Here is a 12,950-nt window from a genome sequence, read left to right as displayed (position 1 = left end):
TGGTCGCTGGGTGCGTCACTTGCTGAATGTGTCGATGGTCTGCACGACACCGGTGGTGCCGTTGCACGTGATCTTGTTGAGCGGGGCCGCTGTGCCGCCGAAGCGTGGGCCACCGTTGTACACCGCTGCGGGGCTGACACCGCCCTGGACACTCCCGGCGGCCAGCGCCTTGATGAAGCTTTCCCGGGTCAGGGGCCCCTTGACCAGGTTGAAGGCCTGCTCGAGGCCCTGCATGCCACCCCAGATTCCACCCTCGATGTCGTCGGTGAACGCCGGGGCGCCGGTGGCCCGCTTCTGCGCCGTCACCTTGTCCGGAGCCGGGTGGAAGTAGAAGCCGCGGTAAGCACCTGCCGCGCCGCGGCAGGCCAGGTCGGCCACCGACTGGATACCGAACGAGGGCCCGGGGCCGGTGTAGACAGGATCGGGGTAGGACTTCACGCACAGGCCGAAGAACAGCGGCTGGCCGAGGAAGTAGACGCTCTCGTAGCCACCGGCCCGCAGCTGACCCGCCAGCGTCTCGCAGTTCACCGGGGCCTTCTCGGTGAGGTAGACGTCGTTGTCGGGGTTGAAGTCGCCGAGCCGCCCGGTCACGCCGTCGGCGTTCTTGAGCAGCTCGACGATGGACTCGCGAGCGTCCTTGAAGTTCGGCGTGCCGGTGATGACCACGGCCCACTTCTTCTTGAGATAGCCGTACTTTTCTGCAGCCTTGATCACGAGCGGCGCCTGCTGGCGGTAGGTCAGCGACGTTGCGAAGTAGTTCGGCCGCCCGTCCAGGCCAGCTTCCGTTACACCTGAGGACAGGTAGGGGACGTTGCCGCGCGCGAGCACCTGGCTCTGTCCGCAGGCCTGGATCTGGTCGGTGCCGGCGCCTCCCATGATCAAAAACGAGGTCTTCGCCGCGGCGTTGCACGCGCGCAGCGCATCCTGGGCGTTGTACTTGTCATCCACCGCTTCGGCTTTGACCCTGAAGCCACCGAGGATGAGCCGCGGACCGCCGTTGGGGCCGCTCTTCTCCCAGTACTTGGGTCCACCCGACCGGAAACTCTCCTGCGGCACGCCCGCTCCGGTGAGCGGTCCGTGCAGGGTGATCGTGATCGTCTTGTTCTTGAAGTCGATGCCGGTGGTGTTGCCGACACCGGGCTGGGGGGCCTGGCCGCCGGCGGTCGTGGTCGTGCCCGAGCCGCCGGTGCCGGACCCGCTGGCGCCGGACCCACTGGTCCCGGACCCACTGGTCCCGGTCGTGAGCGTCCCCGAGGTCGAGCCCGAGGTGCCGGTCGTGAGCCCCCCGGTGGTGCCCGTCGTGGTGGTGCCGTCGGTCGTGCCGGTCGTCATCCCCGCGTCGCCGCCGCTGCCGACGTCGCCGATGCCTCCCGCGCCGCCACCGCCCGTGGCGAGCTGGTCCTTGACGTCCTGCTTGAGACCGCAGGCGGAGGTGACGAGGGCGCTGGCCAGCACGGCCACCGCCAGGCTGCGCCGGTGGTCACGGGCGTGAGTCATGAGTGCTCCGGGGATTAGACGGGCGGCTGGGTTGCCGGGGGGCGAGGCGATGGTGCTCAGCAGGTCAGACAGGCAGGGCGCGGCCGAGAGCGGGGTGCGCCGAGGTCCCGGGGCGTTGGCGGTCGGCCAGGGCGCGGGACAGGCGGGACTTCCCGACAGTGGCGGTGGGGACCCGGCCGTCGCCCATGATCAGCGACAGCATCGCGAGCAGCGCCGCGAGTCCGAGGGCGGCCAGCCACAGCGAGGTGTCTGGGCGCAACGACTCGAGAGCGACCGGCGTCGTGGCGACGATCTGCGGCGCGGGCTGCGGGACGACGCCCGCAACGGGAGCCGGGACATTGGGGACGGTCGGCGGCGGCACCGAGCCGGTGTCGAGCGGGGGCGGCGGCGCGACGCTGCCACCGAAGCCGCCGAGGTCGACGGGCGGTGCGGTGTCGGTCGGGAACTCCACCGGCGGGCTCGTCACGGGCAGCTCTTCGAGCGGAGCCTCCGGTGCCGTGTACTCCACGGTGAGCTTGGCCTCGCTGGCCTTCGCGAAGACCACCTGGAACGGCGTGGTGCGCGCGCCGGCGGCAGGCAGCAGCGCGATGCCGTCGTTGATGTCGATCCACATGGCGGCAGTCTTGGTGATGTCGAACTCGTAGGCCTTCCCGTCGGCGCTCGCCTTGCCGGGGGCGGAGGCGACGTCGCACATGGCCGACGGTGCGTCCTCGATGGCCGCCCCGTCCTCGCCGAAGAAGCCCTCGGGGCCCGCCGGGCAGGCGACGACCTTCGCGGGTTCAGCGCCGAAGGTGGCGTCGGCCTCGGTGCTCGGGACCAGCGGTAGGCGCAGGACGGCTTTCGTGACAGTGCTGCCGCGCTCGACCGAGAGCAGGTCGAACAGGATGAACGACATCTTGTCGATGATGTCCGCCCGAGCGGCGACGGGCAGGTTGCCGGCGCTCACCGTGTCGACACCCAGGTTGTTCGGCTGGGCCGTCTCAGGGATGCTCGCCGGCAGAGCGTCGGGCTTGCGGATGCCGGTGGACGAGAAGTAGCCGCTCGTCACCCCCGCGAGGGTGGTGGACTCGGCGTAAGCCGGGGAGACGCCCATCAACGGCACCGTCCCGCACGCGAGCGCGATGGCCCCCATCATCCGTACGGCCCTGCTCACAACTGCCTCCTCGACGGGGTGACACGGGTCACCCGAACAGCCTACTTTTCGTCACGGATTGCCGGATTCCTGCTGGTCAGAGCCACGAATCTGCAACGCGACTCACACAGTGTGATTGCCGTCACCGCGTGCTGTCCAGGCGGGTACCCGATCAAGGACCGGTGACACCCTCAGGCAGGCGGGTTGGCCAGCGTCCAGCCGCGGATCGGGTCGCCGGCGGTCTGCGGGGTCTGGCGACCGTGGGGGCGCTGGCGCAGCGTGATCGACTGCGCGTAGTAGGTCGAGTAGCGCAGGGCCTCGCCGACGGTGACGACCTTGTTGCCGTTGGCGTCGGCGTTGCCCTGGCGCATCGACAGGTCGAACAGCAGCCCGGTCCACACCGACATGCCCCACGGTGGGTACTCGTAGGACTTCTGCACCGCGTTGGAGCTCGCCGAGAGCAGCCTGTCGTTCGACGGCAGGCCGGGCAGGAACGACCCCGCCTCGCAGCCGGCGATGTCGAACCACGCCTTGCCCTTGACCTGCCCGAGCAGCTGGGTGACCTGGCTGTCCATGACCCAGTCGCGGTCGATCGGCCACAGCGCCTCGCGCTGCCCGCCGAACTGCTTCACGTGGCCGCTGTAGTGGAAGAACGTGAAGGTCTTGCCGGCCTGCGACTTCGAGGCGAGCCAGCGCATCCCGTCGCGCAGCGCCTTGCCCGTGACCTGGTTGTCGGTGAGCAGCCGGATGTTCTCCCGCGGCCAGCCCTGCGACTGGAGGTACGTCGAGATGTAGCGGACGTCGTTGACCGACCCGATGGTGTCCTTGGTCGGCGACCGGTAGTTGGTGACGCCCGCCAGGAGGGCGTAGCGGTCCTCGGGTGCGGCGAAGCGGGTCGGCGCGGGGTCGAACTGCGGGCCCGGGGGCGGGCCGAGGGCGGGCGCCGGCACGGACGCGGCGCGCTTCTTCGGCGGCGCGACCTTGACCGCGGGCTTCTTCTTCACGACCACCGGGGTGGGCGTCGGGGTCGGGGCCGCGACGACCGGCGCGGGCGCCGGGGCGGCCGCGGCGACGGGCGGCTCGACGACGTCGAGCGCCACCACGGCCACACCGGCGGCGAGAACGGCCGCGGCAGCCCACGCGGTGGCCTCGACGAGCCAGCGCGGGGCGCGGCGCGGGTGGCGCGACTGGGACGTGGTCACCTGTAGAGAGTCGGCACCGCGACGCCCCGGGTCAAGCCCGGACGAACCCGACTTCCCGGACGGCCCCCGGTCAGACCCCGGCGAGGGCTTGGCGAAGGTCCTCGAGCAGGTCCTCGACGGTCTCGATGCCGACCGACAGCCGCACCAGGTCGGCGGGGACCTCGAGCTGCGACCCGGCCACCGACGCGTGCGTCATCTTCCCAGGGTGCTCGATGAGCGACTCGACGCCGCCGAGCGACTCGCCCAGGGTGAAGACCTTGGTACGCCGGCAGACCTCCAGCGCCGCGCCCTCACCGTCGGCCAGCGTGAAGGACACCATCCCGCCGTACGCCCTCATCTGCTTGGCCGCGACGTCGTGGCCCGGGTGCTCCGGCAGGCCGGGGTAGAGGACCCGTGCGACCTTGTCGCTCGCCTGCAGCAGCTCGACGACCCGCTCGGCGTTGCTGCAGTGGCGGTCCATCCGCACGCCGAGGGTCTTCGCGCCGCGCATGACCAGCCAGCTGTCGAAGGCGCCCGGGACGCCACCCATGGCGTTCTGGAAGTAGCGCAGCTCCTCGCCGAGGCCCTCGTCGGAGGTGACCAGCGCCCCGCCGACGACGTCGGAGTGGCCGCCGACGTACTTCGTCGTGGAGTGCACGACGACGTCGGCGCCGAGTGCGAGCGGCTGCTGGAGGTAGGGGCTCGCGAAGGTGTTGTCGACGACCAGCCGCGCCCCGCTGTCGTGCGCGATCGACGCCAGGCCGGCGATGTCGGCGATGCCGAGCAGCGGGTTGGTCGGCGTCTCGCACCAGATCGCCACGGTCTCCCGGCGCATCGCGGCGCGGACCGCGTCGAGGTCGGACAGCACCACCGGCGTGAAGGCGACGTCCCACTTGTCGAGGACCCGCGCGAAGATCCGGTAGGTGCCGCCGTAGGCGTCGTCGGGGATGACCAGGTGCGCGCCGGGCTTCGTCAGGACCCGCAGCAGGCAGTCCTCGGCAGCCAGGCCCGAGGCGTAGGCCAGGCCGGTCCGCCCGCCCTCGAGCGCGGCCAGGCAGGTCTCGAGCGCCGTGCGGGTCGGGTTGCCGGACCGGGAGTACTCGTAGCCCTGGTGGACCCCGACCTCGCTCTGGGCATAGGTCGAGGTCTGGTAGATCGGAACGACGACGGCTCCGGTCGTCGGGTCTGGGTCCTGGCCCGCGTGGATGGCGAGCGTCTCGAACCCGTGGGTGTCCTGCGTCCAGTCGGCCATCCCACGACGGTAGCCCCGCCCGCTTGTGGCACGTGTCTTCGCGCTCGATTGGCCCCGGCGACCGATCCTTCCTGCTTCCAGTCCGCGACGCTCGCCCGACGGTCACGCGAGCCCGCAGCCCCCTCACCTGCTCGCGCGTCCGGGTGGAAGCAGAACGGATCGGGGCGTGCGGGGGAGACCGCGGGACTAGCGTGCGGGGGTGATCGCGAGCGCGCCGGTGGAGCTGCTGCGCAGGGAGGCGGGGCTGCTCGTCCAGCGGCTGCGGGTGTGGACCCCGACGCGGTGGGGCGCGGGTGACCGGGAGCGGGTCGCACGGCACCTGGCCCAGGCGCTGGCCGACGCCGCGGCCGACCTCGAGGGGGGACCGCGATGCCTGCTGCCGGACCTCGGGAGTCCGCTCGCCCTGCCCGACCAGCTCGCGGTGACCGCGGACGACGTCGTGCGCGCGGGCCCATCCGACGAGACCGTCCGGATGCTGACGGCCCACCTGCTCCTGCACCGCCACGACCTGCTCGAGGACGACGTCCCGGACACCCTCGCCGTGCAGCTCGGGTTCGCCGACGGTGCTGAGCTGCTCGCCCGCACCAGCCAGACCTGCGGGACTTCGCCGTGCACCTGCCCGTGCGGGTGCGGCCCTCAGGAGCGCTGACGTTCTCCCAGAGCCCGGGACCGGCCGGACGACACGGGAGGGGCACGCCAGCCGGCGTACCCCTCCCGTCGTACCTGCCTGAGGGCTCTAGCTGAGGCGCTCGAACACCATCGCCATGCCCATGCCGCCACCGACGCACATGGACTCCACGCCCCACTGCTTGTCGAGGGACTGCAGGCCGTTGATCAGCGTGCCGGTGATGCGCGCGCCGGTCATGCCGAACGGGTGGCCGACGGCGATGGCGCCACCGTGGACGTTGAGCTTGTCGAGGTCGATGCCGACCTCGCGCTGCGACGACAGGACCTGCGCGGCGAACGCCTCGTTGATCTCGTAGAGGTCGATGTCGTCGACGGTCTTGCCGGCCCGCTTCAGGGCGAGCTTGATGGCGTCGGCCGGGCCGTGGCCCATGACCTCGGGCGACAGGCCCGTGACCGCGGTCGAGACGATGCGGGCGAGCGGGGTGAGGCCGAGCTCCTTGGCCTTGCCGGCGCTCATGACGACGACCGCGGCCGCACCGTCGTTGAGCGGGCAGGCGTTGCCGGCGGTGACGAGGCCGTCGGGGCGGAAGACCGGCTTGAGGCCGGCCATGCCCTCGACCGTGACGCCCGCGCGGGGGCAGTCGTCGGCGGAGACGACGGTGCCGTCCTCGAGGGTGTAGGGCGAGATCTCGCGCTCCCAGAAGCCGTTGGCGATGGCCTTCTCGGCGAGGTTCTGCGACCGCGCGGCGAACTCATCCATGTCCTCGCGGCTGATGTTCTTCCAGCGCGCGACGTTCTCGGCGGTCTGGCCCATCGCGATGTAGACGTCGGGGACGTTGCCGTCGGCGCGCGGGTCGTGCCAGTCCGTGACGCCGCCCTCGGTCGCCTTCGCGGTGCGCGTCTGCGCGTCCTCGAAGAACGGGTTGACCGCGGTGCCGACGTCGGCCATGCCGTTGCCGAAGCGGGAGACGGCCTCCACGCCGGCGCTGATGAAGGCCTCGCCCTCACCGCTGCGGATCGCGTGGAACGCCATGCGGGTGGTCTGCAGCGAGGAGGAGCAGTAGCGGTTGACGGTCGTGCCCGGCAGCGAGTCGTAGCCGAGCTTGACCGCGACGGCGCGGCCGACGTTGAAGCCCGCCTCGCCCGCCGGCTGGCCGCAGCCCATGATCAGGTCGTCGATGTCGGTGACCGCGAGGCCGGGGACCTTGTCGAGCGCGGTCTGCACGGCGAACGCCGCGAGGTCGTCGGGCCGGGCGCTGACGAGCGAGCCCTTGAAGGCGCGGCCGATCGGCGTACGGGCGGTCGAGACGATGACGGCCTCGTTGTCAGAGCTGGCCACGGGGACTCCAGGGGTTCGTGGGACGGGTGCAGGAGGGAGCGTACGACGGAAGCCCGGCTCGACCGAATCCGGTTCTAGTCAGCGGCACCGAGCGGCTCGGGCAGCCCCACCTCGGAGCGCTCGTCGGGCGCGCCGCGGCCGACCAGCGGCAGCCGGCGTACGAGTCGGGTGAGCCGACCCGCCCCGGCGGCCGCCGCACCCTCGGCGCCAGGGACGGTCTCGAGCACCACTCCGGGCTCGCGCGCCAGGACCGCCGCCGCGACCTCGATGTCCTGGACGCTCTCCGAGACCGGCACGTCCACGGGGACGCGCACGCCCGCGCCGTGCAGCAGCGAGGGCAGGACGGCGTCGACGACGCGGCGGTAGCCGGCGGGCGACGGGTGGAAGCGGTCGGGTGACCACAGGTGCTCGAGGTGGTGGAACTCCTCGGCGAGCAGGTCGCCGAGGGAGACCGCGACGCCGTCGTTCTCGACGACCGCGACGGCCTGGGCCGCGGCGAGCTTGCGGCTGACGACCGAGCCGTAGGCGCGGAGTGGCTGCATGATCGGCTTGACGGTGCCGAGGTCCGGGCAGGTGCCGACCACCACGAAGGCGCCCGCTGCGCGCAGGGTCGCAACCGCGCGGCCGAGGTCGGCGACCGCCTTGCCGATCGGCACGCGGTGAGTGACGTCGTTGGTGCCGACCATGACGTAGACGAGGTCGACCCGGCGGCGCAGCGCCTTGGCGACCTGGGCGTCGAGGTCGGCCGAGCGGGCCCCGACGACGGCGACGACGTCGACGGCGACGCGCTGCCGCAGGTCGCGGGCGAGCGCCCCCGCGATGAGCGCACCGGGCGTCTGCGAGGCGTGCGCGCACCCCAGCCCCGCGGCGCCGGAGTCGCCGATCACGGCGAGGTGCACCGGCTTGCCGGGGTAGCGGCCGTAGGTGCCGGTCGGGGTGGGCGGGTCCTCGGTCGGCTCACCGATGGTCTTGCGGGCGAGCTTGGCCTCGGCGACGAGCAGCGCGACGGTCGCGCCGGCGGCCGTCGACAGCACACCGGTGCCGTAAGCCGCCCGGCGAGCCGCCCACTTCGCGCGCCGCCCCGGCCGCGGGACGCGCTGCACGGGAAGTCGCACGGAGCCGAGGCGCGCCGGGCTGATCCGCACCGCGCTCGCACCTCCAGGACGTCACCGGGCCGCTGCCGACCGGTGATCGAACCCTAACGCGGTCGGTCCGCGGCCCCGAGGTGCGCGACGACGGCGCTGTGCGGGACGGTGCGGGCGACAGCCCTCGGCCAGTGCCGGGGACAGCTCGGTCAGCAGGCCCGGGGTCCTCCCCTCGCCACCACGCCGGTCGCCTTCGCGCGCGCCGCGGCCCTCCTGCGCGGGCATAGGCTCCCGCGCAGCGCGCCAACCCGTGGCGCTCAGCGAGCGAGAGGCCCGACGGTGCAGGTCAGCGACTCCCTCATCGACCTGGTGGGCAACACCCCCCTGGTCCGGCTCAACAGGGTCACCGAGGGCATCACGGCCCAGGTCCTCGCCAAGGTCGAGTACTTCAACCCCGGCGGGTCCGTGAAGGACCGCATCGCCCTGCGGATGATCACCGACGCGGAGGCGTCCGGCGCCCTCAAGCCCGGCGGCACGATCGTCGAGCCGACCAGCGGCAACACCGGCGTCGGCCTCGCGATCGTCGCGCAGACCCGCGGCTACTCCTGCGTCTTCGTCTGCCCCGACAAGGTCGCCCGCGACAAGATCGACGTGCTGCGTGCCTACGGCGCCCGCGTCGAGGTCTGCCCCACCGCCGTCGACCCGGAGGACCCCCGCTCCTACTACTCGGTGTCGGACCGACTGGCCCGCGAGATCCCTGGCGCGTGGAAGCCCGACCAGTACTCCAACCCGGCGAACCCGCGGTCGCACTACGAGACCACCGGGCCGGAGCTGTGGGAGCAGACCGACGGCCGCATCACGCACTTCGTCGCCGGCATGGGCACCGGCGGCACGATCGGCGGCACCGGCCGCTACCTCAAGGAGGTCAGCAACGGGGCCGTCCAGGTGATCGGCGCCGACCCGGTCGGCTCGGTCTACTCCGGGGGCTCCGGCCGCCCCTACCTCGTCGAGGGCGTGGGCGAGGACTTCTGGCCCACGACGTACGACGCCTCCGTGCCCGACCAGATCCTCGCCATCTCCGACCGTGACGCCTTCGCGATGACCCGTCGACTCGCGCGCGAGGAAGGGCTGCTCGTCGGCGGCTCCTGCGGGATGGCCACGGTCGCGGCCCTGCAGGTCGCCCGCGAGGCAGGCCCCGACGCGGTCGTCGTCGTCCTGCTCCCCGACTCCGGCAAGGGCTACCTGTCGAAGATCTTCAACGACGACTGGATGGCCGACTACGGCTTCCTGGCCGCCGACGAGGGCCAGCAGACCGTCGGGGACGTGATGGCCCGCAAGGCCGGCGCGCCCGCGGGTTCCGTGCCGGAGTTCGTGCACACCCACCCGACCGAGACCGTGCGCGAGGCCATCGACATCCTGCGCGAGTACGGCGTCTCGCAGATGCCCGTCGTGCGCGCGGAGCCGCCGGTCATGACCGCCGAGATCGTCGGCGCCGTGCACGACCGCGACCTGCTCGACGCGCTGTTCAACGGTCGCGCGGAGCTCGCCGACCCGCTGTCGCAGCACATGGGTCCGCCGCTGCCGATGGTCGGTGCGGGCGAGCCCGTCTCCGCCGCGATGGTCGCGCTCGAGAAGGCCGATGCGGCAGTCGTCATCGACGACGGCCGACCCACTGGCGTCGTCACCCGCCAGGACGTGCTGGCCTTCCTCTCCCACGCCTGAGCGGTCTACCGTCGGGCCATGACGCCTCGCTCGCGCCCTGCCCGGCTCGTCGCGCCGCTGCTGCTCGCGGGGCTGGCCGCCTGCTCGACGGGAGCGCCGACGGCGCAGACCGTCCCGGCGTACGACGTGGCGCCTGCTGGAAACGCACGTCCGTCGAGCGCGGCTGCCGTGCGGGCGCAGGCCACGATGCTGCCCTGCCCGACGACCAACATCGCGCCGGACCCGAAGCGGCCGGTGCTGACGGCGGCGGTGTCGTTCGGGTCGGACGGGATCGTCAGCGGGACGCAGCGAGTGGTGTTCACGCCCGACCTCGCGACCGGGCAGATCTACTTCCGGCTGTGGGCGGCCGGGCCGAAGCCGCGCGCGGCGGGTGGGTCGATCGTGGTGTCGAAGGCGGTCGTCAACGGGCGGGCGCGCACGATGGAGCGGCCGTCGCCGACGGTGCTGCGGATCCCGCTCGTCGGCAAGACCCCGGCGGGCACCGCGGTGACGATCGACCTGACCTGGCGGATGAAGCTGCCGACCGGCATCAACGACCGGTTCGGGCGGCGCGGCGAGACGCAGTGGTTCGGCAGCGGGATGCCGCTGCTCAACTGGGAGCGCCGCAAGGGCTGGGCGCTCGAGCGGGAGACCTCGTCGTTCGCGGAGTCCTCGACGTCGGAGGCGATGCAGCTCGCGTCGCTGTCGGTGACGCGGGCGCAGGGGCTCGGCGTGCTGTCGACCGGTGCGCCGGTGTCGGACAACGGCACGACGGCGGTCTTCAAGGCCCGCTCGGTCCGTGACGTCGCCGTGGCCGTCGGTCGCTTCTCGACGCGGACCGTCATGGTCGACTCGATGCCGGTCGTCGTCGGGGTGGCGCCGGGGGTCAGCGACAGCGCGGCGACGGTCGCGAACGAGCTGGCCCGCTCGATCAAGGTGCACCGGACACGGTTCGGACCGTTCCCGTACGAGCGGCTCGCCGCGGCGGTGGTGCCGGACCTGACCGGTGGCATCGAGTACCCCGGGATGATCCTGCTCGGCAAGGGCCAGGCGCAGGACGCGACCGCGTCGCACGAGGTCGCCCACGAGTGGTTCTACGGCCTGGTCGGCAACAACCAGGGTCGCGACCCCTGGCTCGACGAGTCGTTCGGGACCTACGCCGAGGGGCTCGACCGCGGGACGCTGGGCTCCTACGAGCGGACGACGATCCCGGCCGACGGGCGCAACCGGGTCGGTGCGCCGATGACCTACTGGGAGGGCCGGTCCTCCTACTACCGGTCGGTCTACGTGCAGGGCGCGGCGGCGCTCGCGAAGGCCCGCCGGGCCGTCGGCGCGGCCGCCTTCGACAAGGCGATCGGCTGCCACGTCCGCCGCAACGCCCACCGCATCACGACCCCCGCGGACCTCGCGGCCTCGCTGCGCCACCTGCCCGCCGCCGTCGCCGAACTGAAGAAGGTCGGCGCGCTGCCGTGATGGAGATCTCCGACGCACTCGCGTTCGTCCGGCAGCACCACCACGCGGTCCTCGCGACCCTCAAGGCCGACGGCACCCCGCAGCTGACCCCCGTGACCGCCTCCGTCGACGCCGACGGGCACGTCGTCGTGAGCAGCCGCGAGACGGCGTACAAGACGAAGAACCTGCGCCGCGACCCGCGCGCCTGGCTGACGGTCTTCACCGACGGCTTCTACGGCGAGTGGGTACAGCTCGCGGGCACGGTCGAGGTCGTGTCGCTGCCGGAGGCGATGGAAGGCCTGGTCGACTACTACCGGTCGGTGAGCGGGGAGCACCCGGACTGGGACGAGTACCGCGAGGTGATGGTGAGCGACCAGCGGTGCCTGCTGACGATCAACCTGGAGAAGGCCGGGCCGACCCGTCACGGCTGATCAGGGCGTGACCGTCACCGTGACGCAGGCCGCGGCGGCGCGGGCGCGGGCGCGGGCCTCGTCGACGGTGGAGCCCTGCGCGAGCGCCACCGCGAGTCGGCGACCCGGGTGCGAGGTCGGCTTGCCGAAGACCCGCAGCTGGACCGACTCGCCCGCGAGGGCGGCCTCGAGCCCGTCGTACGCCGGTGTGCCCGTCTCCGTCCCCAGCACGACCGCGGAGGCGGACGGGCGCACGACCGCGACGTCGTCGGGCCGCACCGGCAGGCCGAGGATCGCGCGCACGTGCAGCGCGAACTCCGACGTCGGCTGGCTGACCAGCGTCACCATCCCGGTGTCGTGCGGGCGCGGCGAGACCTCGGAGAACAGCACCTCGTCCGTGGCCGTGACGAACAGCTCGACGCCGAACAGACCGTGCCCGCCGAGCGCGTCGACGACCTTGGTGGCGATCTCGGTGGAGCGGGCCAGCGCGACGTCGCTCATCGGGTGCGGCTGCCACGACTCGCGGTAGTCGCCGTCGACCTGCACGTGGCCGATCGGCGGGCAGACGGTGACCCCGCCGGCATGGCGGACGGTGAGCAGCGTGATCTCGTACGCGAAGTCGACGAAGCCCTCGACGATGACCGGCCGGTCCTTCACGCGGGCGTTCTCCCGGGCGTAGCGCCACGCCACCCGAGGGTCGTCGCCAGGGCGTACGACGGACTGCCCCTTGCCGCTGGAGCTCATGACGGGCTTGACGACGCAGGGCGTGCCGACCGCGGCGATCGCATCGTCGTAGTCGGCCTCGGTCGAGGCGAAGCGGTAGGGCGACGTCGGCAGCCCCAGCTCCTCCGCGGCGAGCCGCCGGATGCCCTCGCGGTCCATCGTGAGCCGGGCCGCCCGCGCGGTCGGGATGACGCGCACCCCCTCCGCCTCGAGCGCGACGAGGGCGTCGGTGGCGAGGGCCTCGATCTCGGGTACGACGAGGTCCGGCTGCTCCGCCTCGATCAGCGCTCGGAGCGCGACCGCGTCGGTCATGTCAAGCACGACGCAGCGGCCGGCGACCTGCATGGCCGGTGCGCCGGCGTAGCGGTCGGCGGCGACGACCTCGACGCCGAGCCGGGCCGCCTCGAGGGCGACCTCACGGCCGAGCTCGCCGGAGCCGAGGAGCAGGAGCTTGAGCGGGATCAGGGGCACGCTGTCGATCCTGCCGTGCCCGGTCCCGGCAACGCCGACGGGGCCGCCTCCCGGAGGGGAGACGGCCCCGTCGTCAGAGC

Annotated in this window: 11 protein-coding genes; 4 read left to right on the top strand and 7 right to left on the bottom strand. The window is 72.5% G+C overall.

Features of this window, described 5'->3' with window-relative positions:
- Positions 1-15 precede the first annotated feature (15 nt).
- The 4 genes from Q8R60_16165 to Q8R60_16150 form a co-directional block, all read right to left on the bottom strand.
- Positions 16-1,497 (bottom strand): hypothetical protein, encoded by a 1,482-nt coding sequence (locus Q8R60_16165; GenBank protein ID MDP3714011.1) that lies wholly within the window; start codon positions 1,495-1,497, stop codon positions 16-18.
- A gap of 64 nt (positions 1,498-1,561) precedes the next feature.
- Complete coding sequence (locus tag Q8R60_16160; GenBank protein MDP3714010.1) at positions 1,562-2,650, bottom strand: hypothetical protein; 1,089 nt, start codon at positions 2,648-2,650, stop codon at positions 1,562-1,564.
- Between the two features lie 170 nt (positions 2,651-2,820).
- A complete protein-coding gene (locus tag Q8R60_16155) occupies positions 2,821-3,831 on the bottom strand; it encodes a caspase family protein (GenBank protein ID MDP3714009.1) in 1,011 nt (336 codons plus the stop codon).
- A 70-nt stretch (positions 3,832-3,901) separates the two neighbouring features.
- Complete coding sequence (locus Q8R60_16150; protein ID MDP3714008.1) at positions 3,902-5,062, bottom strand: cystathionine gamma-synthase; 1,161 nt, start codon at positions 5,060-5,062, stop codon at positions 3,902-3,904.
- Positions 5,063-5,261: 199 nt separating this feature from the next.
- On the opposite strand from Q8R60_16150, the gene Q8R60_16145 reads away from it, so the two are divergent.
- Positions 5,262-5,711 (top strand): hypothetical protein, encoded by a 450-nt coding sequence (locus Q8R60_16145; GenBank protein MDP3714007.1) that lies wholly within the window; start codon positions 5,262-5,264, stop codon positions 5,709-5,711.
- An 87-nt stretch (positions 5,712-5,798) separates the two neighbouring features.
- Here the strand turns inward: Q8R60_16145 and Q8R60_16140 are convergent, their stop codons facing one another.
- Complete coding sequence (locus tag Q8R60_16140; protein MDP3714006.1) at positions 5,799-7,028, bottom strand: acetyl-CoA C-acetyltransferase; 1,230 nt, start codon at positions 7,026-7,028, stop codon at positions 5,799-5,801.
- A 74-nt stretch (positions 7,029-7,102) separates the two neighbouring features.
- Positions 7,103-8,173: an SGNH/GDSL hydrolase family protein gene (locus Q8R60_16135; protein ID MDP3714005.1), complete on the bottom strand. Its 1,071-nt coding sequence runs from the start codon at positions 8,171-8,173 to the stop codon at positions 7,103-7,105.
- Between the two features lie 279 nt (positions 8,174-8,452).
- Here Q8R60_16135 and Q8R60_16130 point away from each other — a divergent pair, with 279 nt between their 5' ends.
- From Q8R60_16130 to Q8R60_16120, 3 genes are read left to right on the top strand one after another with little or no spacing between them, the layout of a single operon-like run.
- Positions 8,453-9,835, top strand: a complete 1,383-nt coding sequence (locus tag Q8R60_16130) for a cystathionine beta-synthase (GenBank protein ID MDP3714004.1) — start codon at positions 8,453-8,455, stop codon at positions 9,833-9,835.
- An 18-nt stretch (positions 9,836-9,853) separates the two neighbouring features.
- On the top strand, positions 9,854-11,287 hold the full coding sequence (locus Q8R60_16125; protein MDP3714003.1) for a M1 family aminopeptidase: 1,434 nt from the start codon (positions 9,854-9,856) through the stop codon (positions 11,285-11,287).
- Positions 11,287-11,697 (top strand): PPOX class F420-dependent oxidoreductase, encoded by a 411-nt coding sequence (locus tag Q8R60_16120; protein MDP3714002.1) that lies wholly within the window; start codon positions 11,287-11,289, stop codon positions 11,695-11,697. The genes Q8R60_16125 and Q8R60_16120 overlap by 1 nt, the downstream gene beginning before the upstream one ends.
- On the opposite strand, the gene purT is transcribed toward Q8R60_16120, so the two are convergent.
- Positions 11,698-12,870: a formate-dependent phosphoribosylglycinamide formyltransferase gene (gene purT / locus Q8R60_16115; GenBank protein MDP3714001.1), complete on the bottom strand. Its 1,173-nt coding sequence runs from the start codon at positions 12,868-12,870 to the stop codon at positions 11,698-11,700.
- Positions 12,871-12,950: the final 80 nt, after the last annotated feature.

Source organism: Mycobacteriales bacterium (assembly GCA_030697205.1).
Taxonomy (GTDB): domain Bacteria; phylum Actinomycetota; class Actinomycetes; order Mycobacteriales; family SCTD01; genus JAUYQP01.
The sequence above is the reverse complement of the archived record's forward strand: the minus strand, read 5'-3'. Positions and strand labels throughout refer to the sequence as shown.

Coding starts and splice junctions, on each gene's coding strand:
- Q8R60_16125 (MDP3714003.1), top strand. CDS start 9,854: ATGACGCCTCGCTCGCGCCCTGCCCGGCTCGTCGCGCCGCTGCTGCTC.
- Q8R60_16120 (MDP3714002.1), top strand. CDS start 11,287: ATGGAGATCTCCGACGCACTCGCGTTCGTCCGGCAGCACCACCACGCG.
- Q8R60_16165 (MDP3714011.1), bottom strand. CDS start 1,497: ATGACTCACGCCCGTGACCACCGGCGCAGCCTGGCGGTGGCCGTGCTG.
- Q8R60_16150 (MDP3714008.1), bottom strand. CDS start 5,062: ATGGCCGACTGGACGCAGGACACCCACGGGTTCGAGACGCTCGCCATC.